The 25969-nt window shown below is 61.2% G+C and carries 25 protein-coding genes; 14 read left to right on the forward strand and 11 right to left on the reverse strand.

The window, feature by feature from the left end; translation table 11 throughout:
- Positions 1 to 148: 148 nt before the first annotated feature.
- The gene (pknB, locus tag EKN07_RS08500; protein WP_108715750.1) at positions 149 to 2182 is read left to right on the forward strand and encodes a Stk1 family PASTA domain-containing Ser/Thr kinase; all 2034 of its coding nucleotides are present in this window, start codon (positions 149 to 151) and stop codon (positions 2180 to 2182) included.
- Positions 2183 to 2242: 60 nt separating this feature from the next.
- On the opposite strand, the gene EKN07_RS08505 is transcribed toward pknB, so the two are convergent.
- Positions 2243 to 3601, reverse strand: a complete 1359-nt coding sequence (locus EKN07_RS08505) for a 3-deoxy-7-phosphoheptulonate synthase class II (protein ID WP_108715751.1) — start codon at positions 3599 to 3601, stop codon at positions 2243 to 2245.
- A gap of 38 nt (positions 3602 to 3639) precedes the next feature.
- Here EKN07_RS08505 and EKN07_RS08510 point away from each other — a divergent pair, with 38 nt between their 5' ends.
- A complete protein-coding gene (locus tag EKN07_RS08510) occupies positions 3640 to 3855 on the forward strand; it encodes a hypothetical protein (RefSeq protein WP_126146160.1) in 216 nt (71 codons plus the stop codon).
- Here EKN07_RS08510 and EKN07_RS08515 read toward each other — a convergent pair.
- On the reverse strand, positions 3852 to 5063 hold the full coding sequence (locus EKN07_RS08515; RefSeq protein WP_126146161.1) for a pyrophosphate--fructose-6-phosphate 1-phosphotransferase: 1212 nt from the start codon (positions 5061 to 5063) through the stop codon (positions 3852 to 3854). The two genes, EKN07_RS08510 and EKN07_RS08515, sit on opposite strands and share 4 nt — an antisense overlap.
- 281 nt (positions 5064 to 5344) lie before the next feature.
- Between EKN07_RS08515 and EKN07_RS08520 the strand changes: the two genes are divergently transcribed.
- The 9 genes from EKN07_RS08520 (at position 5345) to EKN07_RS08560 (ending at position 13865) form a co-directional block, all read left to right on the forward strand.
- The gene (locus EKN07_RS08520) at positions 5345 to 6064 is read left to right on the forward strand and encodes a DoxX family protein (protein WP_125482457.1); all 720 of its coding nucleotides are present in this window, start codon (positions 5345 to 5347) and stop codon (positions 6062 to 6064) included.
- Positions 6065 to 6297: 233 nt separating this feature from the next.
- Positions 6298 to 8193 (forward strand): DEDD exonuclease domain-containing protein, encoded by a 1896-nt coding sequence (locus EKN07_RS08525; protein ID WP_240611201.1) that lies wholly within the window; start codon positions 6298 to 6300, stop codon positions 8191 to 8193.
- An 82-nt stretch (positions 8194 to 8275) separates the two neighbouring features.
- Entirely contained in the window at positions 8276 to 8554 is a 279-nt protein-coding gene (locus EKN07_RS08530) for an Lrp/AsnC ligand binding domain-containing protein (protein WP_126146162.1), read from the forward strand.
- A 304-nt stretch (positions 8555 to 8858) separates the two neighbouring features.
- Positions 8859 to 9335: a hypothetical protein gene (locus EKN07_RS08535; protein ID WP_126146163.1), complete on the forward strand. Its 477-nt coding sequence runs from the start codon at positions 8859 to 8861 to the stop codon at positions 9333 to 9335.
- Between the two features lie 91 nt (positions 9336 to 9426).
- The gene (locus EKN07_RS08540; protein WP_125482458.1) at positions 9427 to 9777 is read left to right on the forward strand and encodes a hypothetical protein; all 351 of its coding nucleotides are present in this window, start codon (positions 9427 to 9429) and stop codon (positions 9775 to 9777) included.
- Positions 9778 to 10519: 742 nt separating this feature from the next.
- Positions 10520 to 11098 (forward strand): hypothetical protein, encoded by a 579-nt coding sequence (locus EKN07_RS08545; RefSeq protein WP_108715757.1) that lies wholly within the window; start codon positions 10520 to 10522, stop codon positions 11096 to 11098.
- Positions 11099 to 12142 (forward strand): hypothetical protein, encoded by a 1044-nt coding sequence (locus EKN07_RS08550; RefSeq protein WP_126146164.1) that lies wholly within the window; start codon positions 11099 to 11101, stop codon positions 12140 to 12142.
- Positions 12133 to 12798, forward strand: a complete 666-nt coding sequence (locus tag EKN07_RS08555; protein WP_126146165.1) for an ATP-binding cassette domain-containing protein — start codon at positions 12133 to 12135, stop codon at positions 12796 to 12798. Before EKN07_RS08550 ends, EKN07_RS08555 begins: the two co-directional genes overlap by 10 nt.
- Complete coding sequence (locus EKN07_RS08560) at positions 12795 to 13865, forward strand: hypothetical protein (RefSeq protein WP_126146166.1); 1071 nt, start codon at positions 12795 to 12797, stop codon at positions 13863 to 13865. Before EKN07_RS08555 ends, EKN07_RS08560 begins: the two co-directional genes overlap by 4 nt.
- 271 nt (positions 13866 to 14136) lie before the next feature.
- On the opposite strand, the gene trpD is transcribed toward EKN07_RS08560, so the two are convergent.
- Positions 14137 to 15204 carry an anthranilate phosphoribosyltransferase gene (gene trpD / locus EKN07_RS08565; RefSeq protein ID WP_126146167.1) on the reverse strand — a complete coding sequence of 356 codons (1068 nt, stop codon included), beginning with the start codon at positions 15202 to 15204 and terminating at the stop codon, positions 14137 to 14139.
- Positions 15201 to 15626, reverse strand: a complete 426-nt coding sequence (locus EKN07_RS08570) for a hypothetical protein (protein ID WP_108715762.1) — start codon at positions 15624 to 15626, stop codon at positions 15201 to 15203. The genes trpD and EKN07_RS08570 overlap by 4 nt, the downstream gene beginning before the upstream one ends.
- Before the next feature lie 295 nt (positions 15627 to 15921).
- Between EKN07_RS08570 and EKN07_RS08575 the strand changes: the two genes are divergently transcribed.
- Positions 15922 to 16545, forward strand: coding sequence for a superoxide dismutase (locus EKN07_RS08575; RefSeq protein ID WP_108715763.1), 624 nt, complete (start codon positions 15922 to 15924; stop codon positions 16543 to 16545).
- A gap of 163 nt (positions 16546 to 16708) precedes the next feature.
- On the opposite strand, the gene EKN07_RS08580 is transcribed toward EKN07_RS08575, so the two are convergent.
- From EKN07_RS08580 to EKN07_RS08595, 4 genes are all read right to left on the reverse strand, one after another.
- Positions 16709 to 17755: an FKBP-type peptidyl-prolyl cis-trans isomerase gene (locus EKN07_RS08580; RefSeq protein ID WP_108715764.1), complete on the reverse strand. Its 1047-nt coding sequence runs from the start codon at positions 17753 to 17755 to the stop codon at positions 16709 to 16711.
- 47 nt (positions 17756 to 17802) lie between these two features.
- Positions 17803 to 18153: an iron-sulfur cluster assembly accessory protein gene (locus EKN07_RS08585; RefSeq protein WP_108715765.1), complete on the reverse strand. Its 351-nt coding sequence runs from the start codon at positions 18151 to 18153 to the stop codon at positions 17803 to 17805.
- 303 nt (positions 18154 to 18456) lie between these two features.
- A complete protein-coding gene (locus EKN07_RS08590) occupies positions 18457 to 19656 on the reverse strand; it encodes a glycerate kinase (RefSeq protein WP_164505485.1) in 1200 nt (399 codons plus the stop codon).
- A gap of 145 nt (positions 19657 to 19801) precedes the next feature.
- Complete coding sequence (locus EKN07_RS08595; RefSeq protein WP_126146168.1) at positions 19802 to 21166, reverse strand: dipeptidase; 1365 nt, start codon at positions 21164 to 21166, stop codon at positions 19802 to 19804.
- 294 nt (positions 21167 to 21460) lie between these two features.
- Between EKN07_RS08595 and EKN07_RS08600 the strand changes: the two genes are divergently transcribed.
- Positions 21461 to 22156 carry a DUF3043 domain-containing protein gene (locus EKN07_RS08600; RefSeq protein WP_126146169.1) on the forward strand — a complete coding sequence of 232 codons (696 nt, stop codon included), beginning with the start codon at positions 21461 to 21463 and terminating at the stop codon, positions 22154 to 22156.
- A 192-nt stretch (positions 22157 to 22348) separates the two neighbouring features.
- On the opposite strand, the gene EKN07_RS08605 is transcribed toward EKN07_RS08600, so the two are convergent.
- From EKN07_RS08605 to EKN07_RS08615, 3 genes are read right to left on the reverse strand one after another with little or no spacing between them, the layout of a single operon-like run.
- Entirely contained in the window at positions 22349 to 23371 is a 1023-nt protein-coding gene (locus EKN07_RS08605; protein ID WP_126146170.1) for a quinone-dependent dihydroorotate dehydrogenase, read from the reverse strand.
- A gap of 1 nt (position 23372) precedes the next feature.
- Entirely contained in the window at positions 23373 to 23888 is a 516-nt protein-coding gene (locus tag EKN07_RS08610; protein WP_125482459.1) for a hypothetical protein, read from the reverse strand.
- Between the two features lie 51 nt (positions 23889 to 23939).
- On the reverse strand, positions 23940 to 24272 hold the full coding sequence (locus EKN07_RS08615; RefSeq protein WP_108715771.1) for an oxidoreductase: 333 nt from the start codon (positions 24270 to 24272) through the stop codon (positions 23940 to 23942).
- Between the two features lie 319 nt (positions 24273 to 24591).
- On the opposite strand from EKN07_RS08615, the gene lpdA reads away from it, so the two are divergent.
- Positions 24592 to 25968, forward strand: a complete 1377-nt coding sequence (gene lpdA / locus EKN07_RS08620) for a dihydrolipoyl dehydrogenase (protein WP_126146171.1) — start codon at positions 24592 to 24594, stop codon at positions 25966 to 25968.
- Position 25969 lies beyond the last annotated feature (1 nt).

The following is a 25969-nucleotide window of genomic DNA, read 5'->3' on the forward strand; positions in this document are numbered from 1 at the left end:
ACTGGCCACCGATAGCCTTCGCAGAGCGCCTAGTTGTAGTCCTCGCGAAGCGGCGGACTGCCTAGCCGTCGGCGATCCTCAAATCCGAGCGCCGACGCGCGGCGTCACGTGGCGGCACGAAAGGGCATTTTGTCTGTAACCTTAAGCCGTGGTGCAAGATGACCCTCTGATTGGCGCTGTCATTGACGGCCGTTATGCCATCACCGCTTCGCTGGGACGCGGCGGCATGGCGACGGTTTATCGTGCCCGCGACAAACGCCTAGAGCGTGATGTGGCCGTCAAGCTCATGCATCCGCATCTCGCTCAGCAATCGGATTTCACCGAGCGGTTCAGCAAAGAGGCGCGTGCAGCGGCGCAACTGTCGAACCCGCACGTTGTTTCGGTATACGACCGGGGCGTATGGGCCTCACCGAACGGCGCGCACGCCTATCTCGTCATGGAGTTCGTTCCCGGCCCGGATCTGCGCTCTGAACTCAATCGGCTCGGCAGCTTCAACCTCGGCACCGCCCTCGCACTGACTGAACAGGTTTTGCGCGCGCTAGCCGCTGCCCACTCCGCCGACATCGTGCATCGTGACGTCAAACCAGAGAACGTTCTTCTCACCGCACCGCTTCCACCCGCCAGTGTCTTCGAGCGGCCCGAAATTCACGCCGAAGTAGCAGATTTTGGCCTCGCGCGTGCCCTTGATGCGACGACGACGGCGTCGGGAGTCATGATGGGCACCATCGCGTACGTGGCGCCGGAAGTGATCACAACCGGACATGCGACCGCCGCAGCAGACGTGTATGCGGCGGGGATTATGCTGTATGAGTTTCTCACGGGCTCCCTTCCCTTTAGCGCGGAAACACCGATCGCGACCGCGTATATGCATGTCAACTCACCCATGCCGCGTGTTGCAACGCAGGCGCCGTGGCTGCCCCCGGCGGTAGATTCGCTGATCGGTCTGTTAACTGCAAAAGATCCCTCCGACCGTCCTTCCGACGGAACTGCAGCGGTCAAGGCGCTGGTGGCTGTCACCGCGTCCATTGCGGATGAGGACCTTATCAGGCGCATTCCTGTTATCCCGCGAATTCCCACACCCGCCGAAGCGCCTTCGTCGCCAGCTGCTGACACGCCTGAACGACCCGTCGGCGGAACGGATCCGCTTCCCCGGCAAGCCACACAGCGGCTCACCGCTGCGGCCACAACACAGCTCGCGACCCACTCTGGCCCAGACCGTGCAAAAAAAGCGCGTCGGGTGAAGGACGACGATGCCGCCATTGACGCAGCGATCTCAGACGCAGCCGCCGAAACACGTACGAGGACGCGACGGCGACGCTGGCCGTGGGCTCTCCTCCTATTGGTCGTGGTGCTTGCCAGCGCCACTGCCTGGTATTTCTTCCTCGGGCCAGGTAAACGCGTCACGGTCCCGAACGTCGTCGGCCAGTCCTACGAGCGGGCCGAGTCTACGCTTGCCCAGCACGAGTTGACCGCCGAACGGCACGAGGCATATTCCGATGAGGTCGAGGCGGGCGTCGTCATTTCCACGGATCCGGAGGCAGGCGAGCGAACTGATCCAGCCGATCCCGTTCGGGTGACGGTATCGCTGGGCGTTGAACAGGTCAAGGTGCCTGATCTTTCTGGCAAGACGGAGGAAGAAGCACAGCAAGAGCTGAGCTCTTCCCGCCTATCCATGGAGCGGGCAGAGGCATATTCCGAAACAGTTCCAGAAGGAAGTGTCATTGCACAGGGCGTGAGCCCGGGAGAACTGGTCAATCATGACAGTACGGTCGCGGTGACGATCTCCCTGGGGCGAGAACCGATCTCGGTGCCCGATGTGGTCGGGTTAAGCGACAGCGCTGCGACGGAACAGATCCAGGCGGCCGGGCTCACAACGCAGGTCGTGCAACAGTACTCCGAGACCGTCGAAGAAGGCGCAGTTATAGCGCAGGACCCTGCCGATGGCACGTTGTATCGTGGTGATACCGTCACGATTACGGTATCGCTGGGCCCCGAGCTGATCGAAGTTCCTAACGTGGTCGGTAAGTCGACGTCTGAGGCTACTCGGATTCTCGAAGAGGCAGGCTTCGAGGTCAACGTCGAAATGATTCTGGGAGGCTACTTCGCAACCGTGCGAGCACAAGATCCGGGTGCAGGTGACAAGGTGCGCCGCGGCACAACTATCACCTTGACCGTCGTCTAGTTGTGCGCCAACCGGCGAACCGCCAACTCCCCTAGCGTCAGACCCCAGAATCGCGCGGCGTTAGATGTGGATGTCGCGCAGCATTTCCGCCAACAGAAACGCCATTTCCAAGGACTGCTGGTGATTCAAACGCGGATCAACCAAGGTCTCATACCGCTCTTCCAGGGTGTCCTCCAGGATCTCTTCCGATCCACCGAGTACCTCCGTCACGTCATCACCAGTCAGTTCCACATGGATGCCGCCCGGATGCGTTCCCAACTCTTGGTGGACAAGGAAGAACCCTTGGATTTCCGCGAGGATATCGGTAAGCCGCCGCGTCTTTAGCCCGTTGGCAGCGGTGATGGTGTTCCCGTGCATAGGATCGGTCACCCAGGTCACGGGGCGGCCGTCGGCGCACACCGCTTCCACGAGAGCGGGAAGACGCTCGGTAATGAGCTGTGCTCCCATACGGGTTATGAAGGTGAGTCGACCATCCTCGCCTGCCGGATTGAGCTTGTCCATCAGCGCGATCACGTCTTCCGGCGTCGTCGTGGGCCCCAGCTTCACTCCGATCGGGTTACGGACGTGGGATAGCATCTCCACATGCGCGCCGTCAATATCTCGGGTACGCTCGCCGATCCATAAGAAATGTGCCGAACAAGCGTAGGGCTCTCGCGTACGCGAGTCCACCCGGATCAACGCTTCTTCGTACGGCAGCAACAGCGCTTCGTGCGAGCTGTAGAAATCCACCGTGCTGAAGGACTCGCTGCTAACGCGCGCGGCCCGCATGAAACGCATCGCCCGGTCGATCTCACCGGCGACCTGCTCGTAGCGAGCGTATGCAGGGTTCCGCACGAACCCCTTGTTCCACTCATGGACTTTAGACAGGTCTGCGAAGCCTCCGGTGGTGAATGCCCTGATCAAATTCAGCGTCGCAACCGACCGCTGGTATGCCTCAATGAGTCGGTACGGATCCGGTGTACGCGCCGCAGCCGTGAATTCATGCCCATTGACTGCATCCCCCATATACGAGGGCAACTCGACGCCGTCGCGCGTCTCGGTTGGCTTGGAGCGCGGCTTCGCGTATTGACCGGCCATGCGACCGATTTTGACCACCGGCACGGACGCCCCGTATGTCAACACAACTGCCATCTGCAGCACGGTGCGGATTTTGGCGCGGATACGGTCGGCCTTCGATTCGGCGAAGGACTCTGCGCAGTCTCCACCCATGAGGACGAAGGCCTGGCCATGCGCGGCACCCGCGATCTCATTCTTCAGCTTGTCCGCCTCACCGGCAAAAGTCAGCGGTGGCAGCGTCCGCAAATACTCGACGGCGCGGTCCAATTCGGCCGCGTCGGGCCAAGCCGGCTGGTGCTTGGCAGGAAAGCTCCGCCAGGCACGGATGGCAGCCAGCGTTTCTTCATCGGCAGCGTCGAACATGAGGAAATCTTACCGGCAATGCCGCGCTTGAAGGCGGCATGTCCACCGCCCCTGCTTACATTCCCTTCACGTCCACAGATTCGCGGTACACGATAGTCTCGGTTGAGGTTCCCGGACGGCTCTATTCGTATCAATCGCCGGAATATCCGGGTTATACGCTGATTCTCCGGGTTATTCGCGGAAAACTGCGGAAAACCCGGAGAATCACCAGCAGGTTGAACAGCGGTTGCGCTGCCGAAACGGGTAATGCTTAGCGTCCGCGGACTTCCTGACCGAGCTCGCTCATCAGATCGGTGAACCACTCCTGCGTAATATCAAAGGGTTTGGCTCCCTTGATGCGCGGGAAGTCGATGGCCGTGAGCACGTTACCGTTCTCCTCATCGTGCCCGATCACGCCGGATGTTCCCTCTAGTGCGCACTGCACGGCAAGATCAACCATCGACTTGATCAGCCGCAGATCATCGGGGTTGGCGTGCCAGGAACGCGAGTAGTATCCGGACTTCTGCACCATAACCTTCTCCGCACCGATACGCTGCGCGAATTGCTTGGCGAACCACTGGCCCGGGTTGATCGTATCCAACTTGACGTGCCCGAAGGGATCACGCTGGATCTCCTCCCCCGCGGCTTCCTTCTCGGCAATGATCTCGTCAATACCCGCACCCTCGGAGAGGAAGATATTGACGTTGCCGATCTCATCCATGATGGCGCGCAGGCGTGTGGCCTCACCGTCCATGTCTAGCGCCATCTCCGGCAGGTACACGGCATGCACATCCCAGCGTTCCTGGCTCAGCCCGAGCGACGGCGCCCACTCCTGCTTGCCGACCCAGTCGTGGTAGTAGGCGGCGCTTTGCGCGGTGAGGTAGCCGCAGTTGCGACCCATGACCTCATGCACGATCAGCATGCGCGGATTGGACCGGTGCTCGGCGATCACATGCTGAGCAAAGCCTGAGGCCTCTTCGGCCGCGGTCCAAGCACCGAGGGACTGCCGGATCGGGATGATGTCATTATCGATAGTCTTCGGCAAGCCGACCACGGTCAGTTCGTAATTGTTCTCGTGCAGGTACGCAGCCAGGTCAGCCGCCGTGGTGTTTGTATCGTCACCGCCGATGGTGTGCAACACGTCGACGCCGTCGGTGCGCAGACGCTCGGCCGCCACCTGCAGTGGGTCCTCACCCTCCTTGACGAGGCCGCGTTCCACCAGATCCTTGGCGTTGGTCAGTTTGACGCGGGAATTACCGATCGGAGAACCTCCAAAGCGGTGCAGAATAGCGGCATCCTTGCGGCCTTCGGCATCGATGGTGACGAAATTGCCGGTTAGCAGGCCGTGGTAGCCGTACTGGTAGGCGATAATCTCCACGTCAGGAGCAATTTCTGAGTAGCGCTCGATCAATCCGCCGACGGCGGAGGACAGGCAGGGGGCGAAACCGCCTGCGGTGAGCAGAGCAACGCGACGGACAGTCATCGTGAACCTTCCCTTGAGTTTTGGGTTGTGCCCGAAGACGGGCGGAGTAATACGCGGCGGCAGCGCCGCCTCGTGCTTAGTCTACCGGTCTGGGCATTGGCATTTCACACACAAGCGTCATGGCCACGGGTGGCGTCAGCTCGCCAAGTCCGAGGAGTAGGGCGGATGTGGGGAAAGTGTCCCGGCCACGGGTGGCATCCGGCGCTGCCCCACGTATAGGCACGGCTTAGCCGTCAGCGAGATACCCCGGCATCGCTCGATGTGCTCGCTATGCTGGAGTTATGCCAGTTACGCCGAGTTCTGAGATGTCCGACGGCGATTTCGACGCCGCCTGGAAGGACATCACCGCTAATCTTTCCGATCTCGACTTTCCCGGCAAGGATACTTCCGATATCCCGACCGGCCGCGGTGCGAAAGACCGTGCAAGCTCTTCTTCCACGCTGTTTTCGGGTGGCGCGTCAGGCTTTGCCAATGCAGGGGAAACCACTGACACAGGCAATGCCAAGAACCTTTCGGACACCGGCTCTACAGAGGAGTCCCCTTCATTCTTCCGCTCGACTGCCCGCCGTCGCGGTACGAATGCGGGCACGGCCTCACCCTCGAACACTGATGCGGCACCGGCCGATGATCGTGCGTCCCCGGCTTTTGGCGGTCCTACGCATCCCACAGGTGAGGCGGACTCGCATCCCTTGGGCGGCCCACGTGACTGGACCCCCGCGAGCGAAGATGACGACGAGTTCTTTTCTTATGAGGACGACGTTCTTGCGCAGATCCCGGAGGCCGATGACACTCCGGTATCCCCTCTTGCCGTCGCGTTGTGGGTTGCTGCGGGCCTTAGTCTCGCCGGTGCCATTGCCATCCTCATCGGCCTCCTACCCGGCAGCGGCGGCCTCGCCGGCACGATGATAGCCGCAAGTTTCATTCTCGGTGCTTTCGCGGCGTTCGCCAGCTCTCCGCGCGATGACGACATTGACCCCTTCGACGACGGCGCCCGGGTGTAGTGGCACAGCGGCCATCTATAGTCGTCGTCTCTCGCGCAGACCAATGACGGCCACATTGCCTATAACGGTCGGGCACATACACGTCGTCCGGTCTATCGACGGCGCCCGAGTGTAGTGGCAGGCCGCCGCTCACCAGCGACACGCACCACGTGAGCCCGAGCAGGCCTGATCGGTGGCACCATCTGGCCGTGTCGGCTCTACTATGTGTCGGAGGCGCGTCTTAAGCTGGCGACGTGAAGGAATCACTGACGGCACCTGCCCCCGGAGCACGGTTGGATCTGGAACCCATCCGGCGGATACGGCTGTCCCAGCACACTGCCGTGCGCTCCGCGGCCTCACAAACGCCGCGATCCGGGCACGCCGAACAGACCACTGCGCCCGCCGAGCCCACCGAAGTGGCTACACAACTCTCCTTCGCCGATCTTGGTCTGCCGCTGGAGAAGGTCACCTTCGTCGTCGTCGACTTGGAAACAACCGGTGGCACGCCGGGGCTACGTTCTATCACCGAATTTGGAGCGGTGAAGGTGTGCGGCGGTGAACTCGTGGGCGAGTTCGCCACCCTGGTAAACCCTCACGAGCCGATCTCTCCGTTCATCACGCGTCTGACGGGGATCACCACCGCCATGGTGATGCGTGCTCCGCAGATCGAGGCTGTGATGCCGAGTTTTCTGGAGTTTCTTGGCACCTCACCGGATACCGTGCTGGTTGCTCACAATGCCCGCTTCGACGTCGGCCACCTCAAAGCGGCAGCAACCGCCCTGGACCTGCCGTGGCCGCGCGTGAAGATCCTCGACACGGTGAAGCTGGCCCGCCGCGTTTTCACCCGCGAGGAGGCGCCGAACGTCAAGCTCGGAACACTGGCGCGCATCTGTCACGCCACCGTCTCTCCCTCACATCGTGCGCTTGACGACGCCCGCGCCACCGTTGATGTTCTTCATGCCATGCTCGGCCGTCTCGGCCCGCTCGGTGTCACGCACCTGGACGATTTGCTGACCGCCTCCGATCCGGTGCCCGCCAAGCGACGGCGAAAAGCCGTTTTAGCCGACGGACTGCCACACTCCCCCGGGGTTTACCGCTTCATAGGTCCGGGGGAAGAAGTGATGTATGTCGGGAAGTCGGTCAACCTCTATCAGCGAGTACGCCAGTACTTCACCGCAGCGGAGCGCCGTAAACGCATGGCGGAAATGATTGATCTGGCCACTCGGGTGGACGTCACCGCTACGGCAACAGCCTTGGAGGCCAGTGTGCTCGAATTGCGTCTGATCGCGGAACTGGATCCGCCCTACAATCGGCGCTCCCGCCGCCCCGATCGACGGCCCTGGTTGGTTCTGACCGATGAACCGCATCCACGCCTCAAAGTCACACGAAACCTTGCTGCAAACGCCATGCCGGATGCGCTTGGCCCGTTCTCCTCCACTAGTCAGGCCCGCAAGGCGGCGACACTACTCGCCGATGTTTCGCGTCTGCGTACCTGCACACGGGTACTTCCGGGCACCCCACGCCCCGGTGCCCAGGCATGCCACTTGCTGGAACTGGGACGTTGTTGCGCACCCTGTGTTTCAGCCGACACCGCCGCCGGGGAGCGTTCCGTGCGGGACGTCAAGCAGATGCTCACCGGCGCCAGTGATTCCTTGTGGGAACGCCAGCTGGAACGCCTGAATCTGCTTGCGGCCCAGGAGCGCTTTGAGCAGGCGGCCGAGGAGCGTGATCGGCTCGCTGCCGTGCTTTCGGCCCAGCGACGTCGCGAGCGGTTGTTTCCGCTGTTGCAGGCATCCGAGGTTATCGCGGCCTCCCGCAGCGAGAACGGCTGGGACGTGGCGGTAATCCGCTACGGCCGCCTGGCGGGAAGCGCACGGGCGTCGAAGCAGGAGAATCCGCCCGATGTGGCACGGCACTTGGCGGAGCACTGCGAAGCCGTTTCCGCTCCTGCCACGGCTGCGAGTGCCGCACCGGTGGAAGAAAGCGAGTTGCTGCTGGCTTGGCTGTGGCAGAAGGAGACACGCCTGCTCAGTTTTACCGGGCCTGTTCCCCTGGCGCTGCCACGGCGCGCTGCAGCACGCCACCGCGTTCCCAGCGCGGAGGAAGACTGCCGCTTTATCGACGGTTGGCAGCCAAGTCTGGTGAGGTAACCGGATGGGCTAACCGGACAGTACGGCGCCGTATCGCGTTCCGAGAGATAGACTTGACCTAGTCCGGTCCGAAGGAGTTCTTATGCCCACGGCAATTGTTCATATTGATGCCGACGTCGCTCGTATCCCCGAGGTGGCCGAGCAGATCGCCTCGACCCCGGGAGTTGCCGAAGTTTATTCGGTGACCGGCGATACCGATATCGTCGCACTGGTGCGTGTAAAGCAGCACGAAGACCTCGCCTCGGTGATCCCCGATGCGATCGGGAAGATTCCCGGTGTGAAACGCCTGCGCACATACTTGGCCTTCCGCGAGTTTTCGCAGGGCGATCTTGATGCAGCCTACAACCTCGGATTGGACTGACCGGTCCGCGGCCACTTCTCAATTCGATTCGATGCCTGCGGCGCAAGGCCCAGCTATGGGCGGTCTCCGGCAGTCGCTGTTGCCCCGACCCTTTGTTACTTCCGCGCGCTTCGCGCCACTTTGTCTAGTGTTACTTCCTATGCCTCGCGTGGGAAGTAATCCGGTTCCGCGACCGGGCGCAAGCCACCGGCAGAACTCCCATTCCTCACGTGGGAGGTAATCCGTGTAACCATTCGGGTTACGTGGTATGCTCCGTTTGAGTTGTGTGGGTACCACATCGTGCGAAGAAACAAAGGAGCACCGCATGCGAGGTCGTCGCCGTCGTCGCCTGACTCTTGTTGCTGCGTGTGTCTTCTTCGTCGGCGCGTGCGGTACGGAAGCGACAGAGCACTCCGACGACGCCGGCCAGTTCTCCGGACCATGGGCGGAGAAATTCGAGTCCGCCTACAACTCCACCGATTCGGAGTTCGCCAAGACAATCCTCTCCGACGGAGAGATCACAGAAGCCGAGATCAAAGAAACCGAACAGGGCATGATCTCGTGCGTAGAAGACAACGGATACACCGGCGTTGGATTCCATGCGGATGGGGGATCGACATCCACACTGCCACCCGAACGACTTGACCAGCTGATCAAGAATCAGGGTCTCACCAGCCCAATCTGCGCCAAGGCACGTCGGGCCCCTCTTCGTCGCAGCTTTACGCTCGTTCACGGTCAACTCCAAATTGATCATGTACAAGGCGCAGATCCCTATGTAACACAACGACACCGCCGACACTGAGACTTAAAACGCGTCACCCCAGCACATTCACACCAGCTATTCTTCCCTATACGCTATATGCGTAACTGTACAGTTACAAAATATCGTTGCTATGACTAGTTACGACCTCTACAAAGGAGAAGAGACAATGCCACTACTCAAGAGAATCTCGGGACTCGCAGCTGCTACCTGCCTTGCAACAGCAGGCTTCACTGCAGTCGCAACAGTCGACGCCCCTGAAGCGTCTGCAGCACCATTGTGCTATACGCGCGTCTTAGCCAACGGCGGTTGGGCGAAGAACAACACCTGCGGAGGTTGGGTGCAATATGTCGATAGAGTCAAAGAGAAGGGTAAGGTCGTCTCGCATTACGCAAAGAAGGTCGGCAAGGGAAAGACTTCCTCTAACTGGGTATGCTGGGGCGACTGGGTGTCCGCTTCTGTACTCGCCTCAAGTTCGTGGTAAAAGTGATTAGCGCGAGCGCGTAATGATACGCGGCTCAGTTGTCCATATTTGTTGAGACGCAACTACTCGGTAGAGGTTGCGTCTCAACAAATGCCAGGGCAGCGAAAAACTACCCTGATTCCGATGTGATAGGGGTTCTGGCGTTATGGGCCTCTGAGTTGATGTCCGTCCCTTCGCGGACCAAACTGCATTATCCTCATGTCCTCTTCGGACCGGAGTGTATACACGACTGTTTAGTCTGGCATACAGAACCAGATAGCCGTTTTCGGTCTCGAAGCTGTTGAGTGAGTCCTTCCTCCTCATGGTTCGCTCTGCCTCTAGTGTGCCAAAATCAAAAGGGCATGGCGGTGCAGAATCAGTAGGCTCTTGAAGACCTCGTGCGGGGCTGCCCCAATGCATGCATGCAGACGAACGATATCCGCAAGGCTCTCTAATGGCAAAGTCGCGACGACCGTACCGGGGATCCCGCAGCGAAAGCAAGATCGGACTGTTGCCAGCGCCCAGAAGGTCGTCTGCCTTGTTGCCGACTCGGATGACAACGAGGGACAAGTTCCACTAGGGTAGGTGTGCCAGCATCATTTAGCATGCGTTTCAAAAATGGGGGAGGAGAACGGAACGTATGACGATTCAGAGTTGACAAAGTCAGCGTTCTCTCCGAGAGATAAACTGCAGAGATCACCAGTCACCAACTCGTTCAGAACGCTAAAAGATTCATGCCTTCCCACGGGCTCTAGGAGAATAAATGCAACACAACCGTTCACGTTTCACCAGCATCATCGCCATATGCGCTTTCGCACTCGGCGCATGCAGCACGAGCCCATCCGAGAGTAGCGGCAATTCCCCGCAGTTCTCCGGGCCATGGGCGGAGGAGTTCGAGTCCGCGTACAACTCCACCGACTCTGAATTCGCCAAGACAATCCTCTCCGACGGAGAGATCACAGAAGCCGAGATCAAAGAAGCCGAACAGGCCATGACATCATGTCTAGAGGAGAAGGGATACACAGACGTCGAGTTTTACTCTGACGGGCGATCGCAAAATGCTGTTCCTCCTGGAAAGGAAGACTCGGAAGAAGGGGATCGGCGCGCGTGCGAGCAATCCACCGGATATGATGCCCTGTGGATTTACTATGAGATCAAGGTCAACCCCAACAATGAGGACTGGGAGCCACTTGTCGTCCAATGCTTGAAGGACAACAATCTAGTCGAAAGCTCATTCACACCTTCCGATCTCGACCGCCTCTACGAGACCGGCGAGATCGAAAACCACAGAGACCAGGAAGAATGGACCAAGTGTGAAACTGATCCACTGGGGTTGGGCTAGATGATGAACAACGGCCACACACGAATTCTCTGGGGTCTTATCGGCCTGGCCTGTGGGATTGGATTGGGCGTCGCCGCGGGGGTGACCTTCCTCTCCCCCGCAGTTCCGACGTCGCTGGCAACGCCCGAACCCGTGACATCCGTTCCGGTGACCGAACGAGAATATGCCGATCAGCACACAGTCGAACTCGCTTTCACGGCCACCACCGGTTCGGAAATCATGGCGCCCGCTGATGGCCGCGTCACCACGAGCACCTGCTCTCCAGGCAACACGCTCGACTCTGGAACCGCAACCTTCTTCATTGACGGAAAGGCCCTCATATCGCTGGCAACATCCCAGCCGTTGTGGCGAGACCTTCACCTGGGAGATTCCGGCGCCGACGTGAGAGCCTTACAAGAAGAACTCGTGCGGCTCGGCTACTCCTCTTCCACATCCGGCGTGCTTGATGCCAATACACTCGCCGGCTTCAACTACATTGTGCGTGGTATCGACCCAACGGAGAAGAACCTCGAATCCATTGAACTCTCTCGTATCCTGTGGATCCCCGCCCCACAGGTCACCGTGGCTTCCTGCGAAGTCAGTGTGGGCGGCAACGCCCGCGCGGGCGAGCCGCTGGCGACTCTCCCCATCAGCGCCCAAGAAGCCCACATTCTCCAACTACCAACCAACGCCTCACCAGGGGCCCGCGTCGTCGTCATTGACGGAAAGGAAATACCGGTGGACGACGAAGGCCGAATCAGCGATCCTGCCGTCCTCCAGCGTTTTGCCGCGACCAGCTCCTTCACCACCGCCGTAAGTTCCGAGACACCCACAATCAGTGCCAGTTATCGTTTGGCGACCCCCACGTCCGTCCTCGTCGTACCACCGGGAGCCCTCTACGACGTCGCCGGAGAACAAGCCTGCGTCGTCGGTGACGGTGAACCCATTGCGGTGGAAATCCGCGGTTCCGAACTGGGCGAGAGCTTCGTGCAGCTTGTGGGCGACGCCCCTACTACCCCTAGCGAGGTCGCAGCCGACCCCAAAGGATCACCCGCATGCAGGTAGACCTCAACGGGGTGGGCCACCGCTTCGGCACGCATCCGTGGCTGTTCCGGCACCTGACGGAACACCTGCTGCCCGGTCACATTTACGCCCTGACCGGCCCCTCCGGGTCGGGCAAATCCACGCTGCTCTCACTGATTGCCGGATGGGAGAAACCAGCCGAAGGCTCCATCACGACTACCGGTATTCAGCGCACGAACTGGGTGTTCCAGAATCCGCATGGAGTAGCCGGCCGCACCGCACGTGACCACGTCGCCTTCCCACTGCTGGCGCGCGGCCTCAGCGGCAAGGAAGCGGATCAAGCGGCCGAGGAGCTGCTAGCGCGTTTCCATCTCGGCGACGTCGCGGGGCAGGCCTTCCGTCATCTCTCCGGCGGCGAGGCGCAACGCCTCATGCTGGCCCGTGGTATCGCCAGCGACCCCGACCTGCTCCTCGTGGACGAGCCGACCGCTCAACTCGACTTACACACCTCGCGGGAGGTGAACGCCGCCTTGCATGAGCTGACCGCATGGCAGGACGTTATCGTCGTCATTGCCACGCATGACGAGCAGACTCGGGCCGCCTGCACCGATGCCATCGACCTGCGCAATTATCAGGACGACGCCGCACGAGTCACCGCCGATGCACAGAGCGTTGAAACACCGGAGGATGCCTCATGACATGGCGAGCAATTTGCCGGGAAGCCTGGCGAAACGTCATCAGCCACACAACGAAGGCAGGGATTCTCGCCATTGTTTTTGCCCTGTTCTCTCTGGGCCTGGCAACAACGGACGCACTGACAACACGCCAACTGTTGGCGGACGCAACCACCTATCGCACAGTCGGTGCGTCAATCATGACAATTGAGGCTCAGGGGCGGATCGATGGCCCCGCCTGCAACGCCCTCGCCACGATACCCGGTGTACGCGCCTCCGGCGCCGTACGCACCACCCGAGAAAACCTCACCACCGCAGTTCTTCCCTCGGCTCCGATTCCCGTATTCGAGACAACCGCCGGTTTTCTCAATGTGATGGGCACCGGTGGAACCAGCGGCCTCGTTCTGTCCGCTGATGCACTTGACGCCGTCAAGCGAAACGTGGGGGACGAACTGAGCCTGCGCGATGGACGCAGCGTCACCATCACCGGCAGCTACGTGTATCCCAGTGATGGACGCAGCCCCGGTTTCGGCTATGCCGCACTCCTACCCGCCGCGCCAATCGAGCCCTTCGACCAATGCTGGGTGGATGTGTGGCCCGTCTCCCCGCAAACGCGCTCGCTGCTCAGTACAACCGTCAACCCCGATTCCTCCGCGCAAGCCGAGAATCCCACTGTTTCGCAACTCAATACCACGCTAGGTACGGGATTTGATGGCAATGCCCGCTTCGCCATGCGCATCACCCGCTTCGTACCGGCACTGGCGGCCGGCCTCGCTCTCGTCCTCGGATTCGTAGCCGTACGACGACGCCGCGTCGAGCTGTCCTCCAGTATGCACGCCGGGGCCACACGCGCCGCGCTTGGACTCATGCTGTTCCTTGAAACACTGGCCTGGGTGCTACCCGCATTGCTGCTGACTCCATTCGTACTTCACCTACTCGGCTCCGGCCTGCCGACGGGAGATACGGCCGCGCTTCTCACCACCAGCATGCGGACAGTGGCCCTCGCAGCATGTTCGGCGTACCTGGGCGTATGTGCAGGCCTCTTATCCACACGGGAGAAACAGCTCTTCGCCTACTTCAAGGACCGTTAGGCCGTCCATGCATGGCTCGCGCGCGGTAGCAGTCATAAGCACCTGACCGGAGCATGGGCAGGGGATCCACGCTCGCGGGCGGCGCCAGTTCGGATCCTCTTCGTGCAACGCGACAACTGGATCCGCGCTCGCGCGAGCGCGGCAGCATGTCATAGCAGAACCCTCCACCCACGCAGCTATGCCACGCCCAGTTCGGTCTATTGCCGTGGCGTCGACCTCTTAGTACCCACACAGCAGCACTGAACGAGGGCACCGCGGTCACATAGACGGTCTACGGCGTGCCCAGCTTCTGTGAGAGAGTCACCCAACGATCCAAAAGATCGGATGCCGCTCCGGAATCGATGGTTTGCCGCGCGATATCAAGCCCGGCCGCCATCCGCTGGGCAAAGGAACCATCCGACACCCGCGTACCGTTTCGCGTACCGTCCGCCACCAGGGCCGCTGCCGCATTCAATGTGACGGCATCACGCACCGCACCCGTTTCACCCGCCAGCACACGCCGCGTCACATCGGCATTGAACGCCGCATCCTCGCCACGCAGATCTTCCACTGTGGCCGGCGCCAGGCCGAGCTCTTCCACGGCATCAAGTTCATGCTCGGTAATATGGCCGTCGCGGATCTCCCACACCTGATTCGAGGTGACTGCTGACAGTTCATCCATGCCGTTCGCACCACGGAACACCAGCGAGGAGGTCCCCCGCTCCGCCAGCACGCCGGCGACGATGGGCGCGTGCCGCGCACTTGATACGCCGATCACGCAACGATCCGGCCGCGCCGGATTGGTCAGCGGCCCCAGCACATTAAAGGCCGTTGCCACACCGAGCTCGCGGCGGGCTTGCGCGGCAAAACGCATAGAGGGATGGAAAACATTCGCGAAGATAAAGGTAATGCCCAGCTCATGGAAACAGCGCTCAACACCCTCCACCGGCAGCATCAAGTTAACACCCAACGCCTCCAGGCAATCCGCCGCGCCCGAAGCCGAAGAACTCGCACGATTGCCGTGCTTGACCAAGGGCACGCCCGCAGCCGCAATGACCATCGCCGCCGTCGTGGAAATATTAACCGTGCGCAGACGGTCACCACCGGTGCCCACAATGTCCAGAACCGGCCCGGAAACGGAAATAGGCAGCGCGTGGGACAGCATGGCATCCGCCAGGCCGCGCAGTTCGGACGGGGTCTCCCCCTTCGCAGCCAGGGCGGTAAGGAATCCCGCCAAGACGACCGGCGACGTCTCACCCGACATCACCTGATCCATCGCCCATGCGGTGTCCTCGCTACTGAGATCTTCGTGGCTAATAAGCCTACTGGTGAGATCGGGCCACGACCGGGTATCACTCATGCCGCGAGCCTCTTCTCCAGAATGGCCGACACTGCGCCGGAAAGATCACGCGGATTAATCGGGTAGGGCAGGATTGCCTCTGCCCCCGACCAGCGGCCCAGCCATTCATCTTGTGGCCGCCCAATCAGAGCGATAAATGGAAGATCGGGGTCAACCTCGTCGTGCACCATCTTGCCGAGCCCCATGCCGCCGAGCTTTGGCGCTTCACCGTCCAGGATCAGCAGGGCGTAATCGCCCTCGCGCACCTCTTGCAGCACAGCGTCAGGAGTGGCCGTCTCCTTCCACACGATAGCGGGCAGACCCGCGCCCGCACGTCGCCCTACGGCGGAAAGAACCTCCTGCCGAGTGGTTGCGTCGTCCGAATACACGAGTATGTGGACCTTCGCCTGCTCCGCCGCCGGGGCGGCATGCTCTTCGGCCATGTGAACCTCCGTGGTTTCAAGGGACGGCCTTTGCCGGTGCAACACTTCTACATCTTAGCGAGTTTCTGTTCTTCGCGTATCCGGCAACAGCACCTGGGCCACCCCATCGTGCAAGGCACTGTGCTCGGCGCACAGCGCCTATGCTCCCAGCGATAACGCCACCGGGAGAATGTGAATGAGTCCATTTACTCACCCCACCCGACTTTCTATACTGGAATCTGTCCAGAGTTCCGGAGAATCGCCGGGACGGCAAATCCCGCAGCGCCGCTGCGGACAACCAACTAACGGAGACAACGTGGCAACCTATACGCTTCCCGAACTTCCCTACGACTATTCGGCCCTCGAACCACATATTTCCGGCAAGATCATGGAACTCCACCACGATAAGCACCATGCCACCTACGTGGCCGGTGCAAATGCCGCACTTGACGCATTAGCCGCCGCCCGCCAGGCCGATGACTTCTCGGCAATCAATCTGGCCGAGAAGAACCTCTCCTTCAATCTTGGTGGGCATATCAATCACTCAATCTTCTGGCACAACCTTTCCCCCAACGGTGGCGGCCGCCCAGAGGGTGAACTCGCCGCTGCCATCGATGACTCCTTCGGCTCCTTCGACGCCTTCCAGAAACAGTTCACGGCGGCGGCTCTCGGCCTGCAAGGCTCGGGGTGGTCGGTTCTGGCTTATGACTCCGTATCCGGAAGGCTCGTCATTTTCCAGCTCTTCGACCAGCAGAACAACGTTCCGGTGGGAACGATCCCCTTGCTCATGCTCGACATGTGGGAGCATGCCTTCTACCTCGACTACCTCAACGTCAAGGCCGACTACGTCAAAGCCTTCTGGAACATCGTGAACTGGGAGGATGCCGCGGCGCGTCTGGCAAGCGCACAAGCACAGGCCGCCGGTCTGATCGTGCGCTAAGTGCGCTAGGAACGTTCGCCCGGCGCCGTGGTCGCGACTGTGCGGCTGGCCGAAACATAACAAGACTCTGCGGCCACATAACAAGACTGTGCGGCTGGCCGACACATAACAGAAAGAGGCGGGGAGATACCCCGCCTCTCTCGTTTTACGTCTTGGACCCTCGCTAACCCTGTGCGGCTGGGACGTACCCCAAGATGTCCACCACGTACGCCATTGCCGGTGTCATGAGGGTAGACCCGGAAGAGTCATCAGACTCCGGTATCAACAGCAAGACCCGCGAGCCGACCGGGATCCCAGCCAAAGAGTCCGTGATTGTTCCCTGGCCCAGAGGCAGGGTCGTCGGACCGGACTCAGCCGACTCCGATTCGTCATCGTCCTGCTTCCAGGTGTTCAGTGATAGTTCTTCATCCCACGAGATCGCGGCATAAGCAACGACGACCGCAGAGCCATCTTTCGCCACCTCTTCGCCGCTGCCGCGCGCAATGATCTGCGTCGACGCCTCCGTGGGAGCAGATTGCCCGTCCTTGACCTCCAGTTCGGTCACCGGCTGGCCAAGGTCTCCGGTGATTTCTACTGGTAGGTCTTCGTCGTTCATCTCAACGGCCGCATCAGCCTGGCCAGCACTCGTCGCATCCCAGGCGTTGACAACCTCGAGATAGAAGACGATGGTGTCGTCAGCCTCGATGCCTGCGGAGGGCTGGCCGCCCTGCGGCCCGTATCCCAGCTCCGGCGGGACAGACAGAATCACCTTGTCGCCGACATGCCTCCCCTCCAGTCCGTACTTCCATCCATCGACGAGGCCGGACAGAGCGAAAACTGCCGGTGCCCCTCGGCTGAACGAGGAGTCAAATGCCTTATCGTTCTGCCACACCTGCCCCTCGTAATTGACCATCACAAGAGAATCCGCAGTTATCTCGGCACCGTCTCCCTCTTCAAGCACTGAGAGTTGTAACTGCTCCGGGGGAGGAGAATCGGGAAACTCCAGCACCGGCAGGCCGTCGCCATCTTCACCCAACGTCGGCATGCCCTTGTCGGAAACGAGCACATCAACGGGTGACGATCCCACGCTGGGGGTTGCGGAAGGGGTAGAAGCCGCGGAGGTAGTCGTGTCGGCGCCACTACTGTTCTCGGAATCATCGGCTGAGCCACAACCGGCGAGGGACGCGGCCAAGGCCATGGCCATCACCGTGGCCAGTACGCGTTTACTCATGAAATGCCTATCGGTTTGCAGGGAAAATCCAGTTCAGGCCAGCGCGATCAGTGGAAGGACTCGCCGCAGGCGCAAGTACCGACGGCGTTGGGATTATCGATCGTAAAGCCCTGCCGTTCAATGGTGTCGGCAAAACCAATCGTCGCACCATCAAGATAAGGCTTTGACATCTTGTCGACGACGACCCCGACGCCGTCGAAATCACGCACGGCGTCGCCATCGAGAAGACGCTCATCAAAGTAAAGTTGATACATCAGGCCGGAGCAGCCACCCGGCTGCACCGCGATACGCAGACGCAAGTCATCACGCCCCTCCTGCTCCAGTAGGGACTTCACCTTGGCGGCCGCATCAGCGGTCAAGGTGACATTGTGAGTTGCCGTATCAAGTGTCTCTGTCATTGCTGTCCTCCAGCATGCAATTGGTGTACCAAGTCAGCCTAACGCGACCAAGCCCCACCATGCCAGAGCCTCGCCGCCGCATTCGGCCACCATTTGTAACGCGGCCGCGGCTTTTCGGCATTCCGGCCCCAGTTTCGCCCGGAGCATTTACTTCGCCACACGTTACCGGCTTCGCTGCACCGGGCAACTGCGTCCCTTGGCTCGTCGTGCGTCTTCGGTTTCATGTACCGTGCGAATGACAGCAAGCGGATGACGCCCCTGCCTGCTTTTTCGGCCGACCGCCGCTATGAGCGAAGTCCGCCGTCAGGCATCCCACCCCCAAGTGCGTGCGACACGCCCCGTCACGCTCCACAACCTCTCCTGCAACTCATCTCCCGGCAGCTTCGCTCGTGTGCCCGTCACCGCGACGTCGTCCCCCGACTCGGCATATTCTCGCTGCCGACCGACGCCCCGCCACGCCTCCTCGGGACGCAACTGGTAGGCGCCGTCCAAGCCCATGCGGGGAAGCTCGCCCCGGCGCAGCGAACCGGAATCGTAGATGACAACGATGGGGATCGCTGCTGCAGATGCAAGTTCAATCGCGGCTTGCAAACCTGAGGGAATACTCTCGTCGATTGCTGCACACGCGTAGACGAACAGATCCGTGAGGCGCGCCTCCTCACGCAAACGCTCGCTGACGGTGGCACATCCGACGGACATGAGGCGGCCCCCTAAGGAGTCAAGTATGAAACCGACTCCGCTAGCCGCACCGCTGAAAGGTCCGCGTTCCGGTCGGTCGGTCTTCTGTTCGCCATGTAACGGCAGCAACGGCCGAGTATTCGCCCTCGCCGCCGCTGCCTCGGATACATCCTGCGCCACGGCGCCCATAGCACGGGAGAATTCCTGGGCACGTTCGGGATCCATCCCCCGATATGCCCATGTTCGTGCGACGCCCGAGAAACCGAGCAAGCGCTGCTCCCCTGACGCCAGTACCACAAGATCGACGTCGGAAAGGACTTCCGCAGCCCGTTCAAGCGCGGGTGCCAGTGCGAACGGAACCGGATCTGTGGCGGTCCACCCGGATGATAACCGCACATCGGCCAAGCTCGCGAGCATCCCCAGCCCCATATCCGTGCAGTAGCCGGGTGCCGGGAGCGCCACCACGATGCGCTTCGCTCCATTCGCGCACGCCCACGCAAGGTCCTCACCCACGGCCATGCTCGACTGCAAAGCGCCGGTGGCGGGCGCGTCGTTCAAGAACTGACTGTAGTCAAGCACCACAGTGTCACCTGCCCGGAAGGCGAAACGCCGACTGTCAGCCCTACCAAGCGGATACTCTGTGGGCTCCTTCAACAAGGCTTCGGGCAGGCCGGAACCCACGAAGGGAACCGAAACACCGTCCGACACGGGGTAGGCGGTTATGCGATCAGCAGGGCGCTGCGCAAGCCATCCCGTTCGTGCCAACTCGGCCACTTCGGTGCCGGTGAGGCCTGGCAGGGGCGAGCATGCCAGTAACACTCTCATGACGCTACGACGCCGACTCGTGCCGTGACAGTGGCCCATGCCGTGACACGGCCTTGGGCGGTAACACTGGCTTGTGCTACTAGGCCGGGCCGTAGTGCCACTCGACCGCCTCGCAGTACCGACCGCGCCGCGAAGTCACTCGGCATCACGATGCCAAATCCCCGCCCAGTCGCGCCAGAAGTGTTGCCTCAGCAACGATGGCGCGACGCCAATCATCCAGGTGCAACGACTCGTTATGTGAATGCGCCCGCGTGTCCGGATCCTCGACTCCCGTGACGAGTATCTCCGCCTTCGGAAACACTTCGGCCAAGTCCGCAATGAAGGGGATGGAACCTCCCACCCCGATATCGACCGGCTCGGTCTGCCATGCGCGCCGCAACGCCTCCCGTGCCGCCGTCGACGTCGGCGTTTCATCAGCCGCCTTGAATGCCGGGCCGGTCTCTGTCACCGTCGCAACGACGCGCGCGCCGAACGGGGCGTGTTTTTCCAGGTGCTCGACCAGTGCACGCCCGGCGCGCTCCGGATCGTCACCGGGGGCGATGCGCAGTGACAACCGCGCCGTGCACGATGGAATCAACGTATTCGATGCTTCCGCGCAGCTGGTGATGTCCATACCGATGAGGCTGATGGCTGGCTGCGTCCACAGCCGGGAAGCTATCGTGCCGTGCCCGGCCAGCTGTACGCCGTCCAGCAGTCCCGCATCGGAACGCAGGGTCTCTTCGGTGTATTCGACGGCGGCCGCGTCATACGAGACCAAACCTGACACCGCCACCGATCCGTCGTCGCCGTGCAGCGTAGCCAACAGGCGTGTCATCAGCGTCGGTGCGTCGAGAATTGGTCCGCCATACGCTCCCGAGTGGAGCGCATGATCCAGAACATCAACGCGAACGGTTACATCGACGACTCCCCGCAGAGATGTCGTCAGCGACGGCACACCGACCTTCCAATTGCTCGAATCGGCCACGACGATGACATCGGCACGGAGGCGATCACGATAGGTTTCGAGAAATGCGCGAAATGTCGGCGAGCCGACCTCTTCTTCACCCTCAACGTAAAGCGTCACGCCCAAACCTGTATCGCCCAGAGCGGCCAAGGCACCCATATGCACCATTACTCCGGCCTTGTCATCTGCCGTTCCCCGGCCGTAGAGCCGACCATCGCGTTCAACCGGCTCAAAGGGATCGTCCTGTGCCCATCCCGCAAGAGATCCCTGTGGCTGAACATCGTGGTGAGCGTAGAGCAGCACCGTGGGTTTACCCGGAGCGGCCTGCCTATGCGCGAGCACCGCGGGGCGCCCCTCTTCACCGGCGGAGGTGACAAGCTCGATGACCTCGGCGTCCAGGCCGCGCTGTCGCGCCAGGGCCGCAACCGCCTCGGCACTGCGACGTACCTGGCTCTGGTCGAATGATGGCGACGAGACGGACGGTATACGCACTAAGCTTTCAAGCTCGGCACGGGTATCGGGCAACTGCGCGTCAACCCTCGACGCGATTTCCTCAAAAGTACTCACTCACCTAGCTTACCGCGCTGCCCAGGGAATACCCGGAGACACCAGGGAGTACGGGGAGACACCAGAGGGTACACGGAGACTGCGGAGGGAAGTCCTCGCCGTGGAGCCATATGCTGTTCCCGCTCGCTCGGCCTCTTCGTGGAAATGGAGCTCGCCGCGCCCTGCACGTACACTGTGAAAGTGGCGGCTACTCTCCACGCGGCGTGGTAGTCTGCCCCGGGGCCAGTCGGGTGCGATTGAACATCCGCCTCGGCTTGGCACCCAGTAATACAACGGCAAAGTAATGGAGTCAGAGTGTTCGGTCGTAAGAAGGAAGAGGAATCGGACCCCACGGAGCAGACGGCGGCGCCCGCAACCAAGCTTCCTCGCGGTTACACGCCGGCGAAAGGAGCGCCCACCCCACGGCGTAAAGACGTGGAGGCACGCAACCGTCGTCCGATCGTGTCCGACCGTTCACGCATGACAAAGCAGGAACGTAAAGCCTTCGATAAAGAAGAACGCGCCAAGTCGCGGGCGGAGAGCAATGCACGCTGGGAGCGGGAACAACGCGCAATGAAAACCGGCGACGAGCGGTTCATGCCCCCGCAACATGCCGGTCCGGTCCGCCGTTTTGGACGGGACTGCATTGATGCGCGCTTCTCCCCCGCTGTGATCTTCATGCCGCTGGCCCTGATTCTGCTCGTCGCCATGTTCACCCAGACCTTGATCGGAAACGTCGCCTTCCAGTACCTCGTACTCGCCATCTACGCGATCTTCATCCTGGTGGCCATTTATTCCGTGCTCATGGTGCGCCGCGTTCGCCTCCTGACGGAACACAAGTTCGGCGACGATAAGGTGCCGCCCCGTTTCTTCTGGCAGATGTTCACGCGGACTTTCTATCCGCGACGCTGGCGCTTGCCCCGCCCACAGGTCAAGCGTGGCCAGTTCCCCGAAGGCGGATCAGGGGCGGACGTACGGGAGGCGAGGTCCGCCCGCCGGGGTCGAAAGTAGCTGCGGTAGCTGCCAGCACCCGCAGTCTTCACCCCTGCCATCTTCCCGTCCGGCAGTTCCTCCACCGCGGCAGCCCGGTGCCTCGCAGTGCGACCGGCAGGCCCTCCTTGTCGCTTCGTCTTCCACCGCGACCGCGCGGAGCCTTGGGCACGGGCACGGATCACTTGCGTTTTGTGCCCTGCCGCAACGTAGCTATGCCGCCGTTGGCCGGGCCAATGCCCGATTGAGCCGCCCAGGGAACGTCGGGCCGCGGTAAACGAAAGACGTGAGGATTTCCAGCAGATCGGCGCCGGCGTTGATCATGCGGTTGGCGTCATCAACGCTGAAGATGCCTCCGACGCCGATAATGATTCGGTCAGGCCCGAGGTCCCGGCGCAGCGCGGAGACAATGCCGACCGCACGCTCGAACAGCGGCGCGCCCGAGAGCCCGCCCTCGCCAAAACCATGCTCAATGGTCGTATTGGCGGCGACGACGCCGTCAAGGTCCTCTATTTGAACTAAGGTCGCGATGGCGGCTATATCGTCGTCCAGCAAATCGGGTGCGAGCTTCACCAGTAGCGGGACGCGCCTACCGGCTGCGGCATCCGCTGCCTGCCGCGCCTCCCGCACAATTGGGCGCAACGCATCAACCGCCTGCAGATCGCGTAGCCCGGGAGTATTGGGAGAAGAGACGTTAATCACCAGGTAGTCGGCCCAGCGTGCCAGTTTCCATGCGCAGGTGGCGTAATCCGCCGGCGCATCGGCAGCGCTGACCCACTTGTTCTTACCGATGTTGACACCGACGACGGCGGCCCGGCCCCGCTTGGTGCCTCGCAGCTCGGCTAGGCGCTGTGCGGCAACATCGGCACCCGGGTTGTTGAATCCCATGCGATTACGGAACGCGTTCTGCTGAGGAATACGCCAGAGCCGCGGCCGATCATTACCGGGCTGCGGCAATGGTGTGATGGTACCAATCTCGGTAAAGGCGAAACCGAGTGCCACCGTGCCGAGAATGGCCGAGGCGTCCTTATCCTGACCTGCCGCCAATCCAACCCGCCCGGGCAGCGGCCGAGCGAGCAAACCCCGCAGCTGTTCACCGCCCCGCCAACCAATCGTTGCCGCCGCGAGCGGTGCCAGCGGGCTTCTGCCGAAAGCACCGATCACTCGCATGGCGCAATGGTGAGCCTGTTCCGGATCGGTATGAACCAGTAGATGGTCGTAAACGGACCGGTACATTTCACCCTCCGTTACGAGTCGCGATTTGCGAGGGCGATGACCAGGCCAACCAGGCAATGGCCGCCACCGCGCCTGGCACGGGAAGATAGAAATACGTTGCACCGGCGTCGAACCAGGGGCTGACCCTGTCAAGGGCAACATTGCCGCTGACCAATGCCACAAAAGGCATCACCACGTTGATCACCCAGGTGGCCCACGCCAGGCGGCGCATTCGCCTACCGTTGTGAATGATGCCGACGGCACCGGCGATCCAACACATGTCGGAAACCAGCGTCAGGCCTGCCTCGGATACGTCGCCGTCACCGAAGGCCACGGTGGATGCCACGACCCCCCGCCAGGAGAATATCAACGCGCCCGCGGCAAGGAGGAAGAGGAGAATACGCGGCCAGCCGTGCGCCGTCGTCCGATCATCGGGTAGAGCTTGATTACCATGTTGAGCGGGAATCGCCGTGCTCTCTCCCATGGGTTCACCCGCGTCGCCCATTCTTCTCCTCTCGCCGATAGGCGCTACCTTCATGCGCCTGAGGGATTGTGCCCCGTTGAAACCTACACCTGCAAATCGCGAATCTCAGCGGCGCTCCTGCCGCCGGTTCCACTGACGCATGGCATCGGGGTACCCCGTCTTCACAACCTCATAGAACGGAATGCCCAATTCCTGGGCGAGCTGCGCTCCCGAGCTTGGATCAGGTATCCGACGACGAGTCCATTCACCGTCGCGAGCCACGAGGAGTAACGCTGACTGTTCTCGCGGTGTCTCCGGTTCGAAGTATGCCTCAACCCCCTGCCGGCTAGCGACGAACTCTTGGAAATGCTTTATTGTCGCGGCCTTGGCAGCATTCTGCTCACGCCGCGAGGAGCCATGCGCAGAAGCGGCGGAACGCCTGCGAGAGAATAAACCCATGTTCTAAGCCTACGCGGCCAACACCCGTACGCCCACTATCGGCCCGCTTGCTGTCCGCAAGATTGTAGGCATCGGATTCGCACCACGCGACGTCGGTGCCTCACTCAGGCGCAAACCCGCAGCCCAAACACGGAGCCGGGCGAATCCGGCGATGTCAGACGAATACGCCCACACGCCCACAGCGTAGGCGATGTAGGTAAAATCACACGTCATGCATGGCACAATGGTGAGGGGTTAATTTTTCTCCGCCCCATGTGGATAATTGGGACTAAGGTACTAGCTGAAGCTGCTAGTCGATTCCTGCTCGAGGGAGAGGGACGTGGCTGAAACCAGGGAATACGACGTAATCGTGCTCGGCGCGGGAAGCGGTGGATACGCCACTGCTTTACGTGTCGGCCAACTCGGATTGAAAGTCGGGCTCATCGAGGCCGACAAGGTGGGTGGCACCTGCCTACATCGCGGCTGCATTCCCACCAAAGCACTTCTGCACGCGGCAGAGGTCGCAGATGAGATGCGCGAAGGGCCGTCAATAGGCGTGCGCGGAGCATTCGAAGGCATCGATATGCAAGCCCTCAATGTCTATAAGGAGGGCGTCGTCCAGAAGATGTACAAAGGGCTGACCGGCCTAGTCTCTAGCCGCGGCGTTGACACCATTGCAGGGTGGGGACGCCTAGTCGACAAGCACACTGTCGAGGTCAACGGCACTCATTACCGAGGGAAGAACATTGTCCTGGCCTCCGGCTCATACTCGAAAACACTCGGTCTGGACATCACCGGGCGGGTTATTACATCGGATCAGGCGCTCAGCATGAATGAAGTGCCCGGTTCCGTCATCATTCTCGGCGGCGGTGTGATCGGCGTCGAGTTCGCCTCGATCTGGGCATCGTACGGCGCTGAGGTGACGATTATCGAGGCGCTTCCGCACCTCGCTCCGAATGAAGACGAAGCCGTTTCAAAGATGCTGGAACGTTCCTTCCGCAAGCGGGGCATCAAATTCGTCACCAAAACCATGTTCGACCGTGTGGAGCAGACGGAGGCGGGAGTAACCGTCTTTACACAGAACGGCAAGGGCTACGTCGCCGACTACCTGCTCGTTGCCACCGGTCGGGGTCCTGCCACCGCCAATCTCGGATACGAAGAACAAGGTATTGCCATGGATCGCGGCTTCGTCCTCACCGACGAACGGCTACGTACCAACGTGCCCGGAATCTACGCCGTCGGCGACATCGTGCCCGGGCTGCAGCTCGCGCACCGCGGCTTCTTGCAGGGGATCTTCGTCGCCGAAGAAATCGCCGGGCTTAATCCACGGCCCATTAGCGAGAACTACATCCCGCGGGTGACCTTCTGCAACCCCGAGATCGCATCGGTGGGTTTGAATCAGGCCAAGGCTGAAGAAGTCTACGGCAAGGACAATGTCGAAACCGTCGAGTTCAACCTCGCGGGCAACGGCAAGTCGCAGATGCTCGGCACGCAGGGCTTCGTCAAACTCGTGCGTGAGAAGAACGGACCGATCCTCGGTTTCCACGCCATTGGTGCCCGTATGGGCGAACAAATCGGCGAGGGCGAGCTCATGGTGGCATGGGAAGCCAGCCCCGAAGACTTCGATGGCCTGATCCATGCACATCCCTCCCAGAACGAATCCATCGGCGAGGCCGTATTGGCTCTAGCCGGAAAACCGCTCCACACCCACAACTGAG

Source organism: Actinobaculum sp. 352, from assembly GCF_003957265.1.
In the GTDB taxonomy this organism is placed as follows: domain Bacteria; phylum Actinomycetota; class Actinomycetes; order Actinomycetales; family Actinomycetaceae; genus Asp313.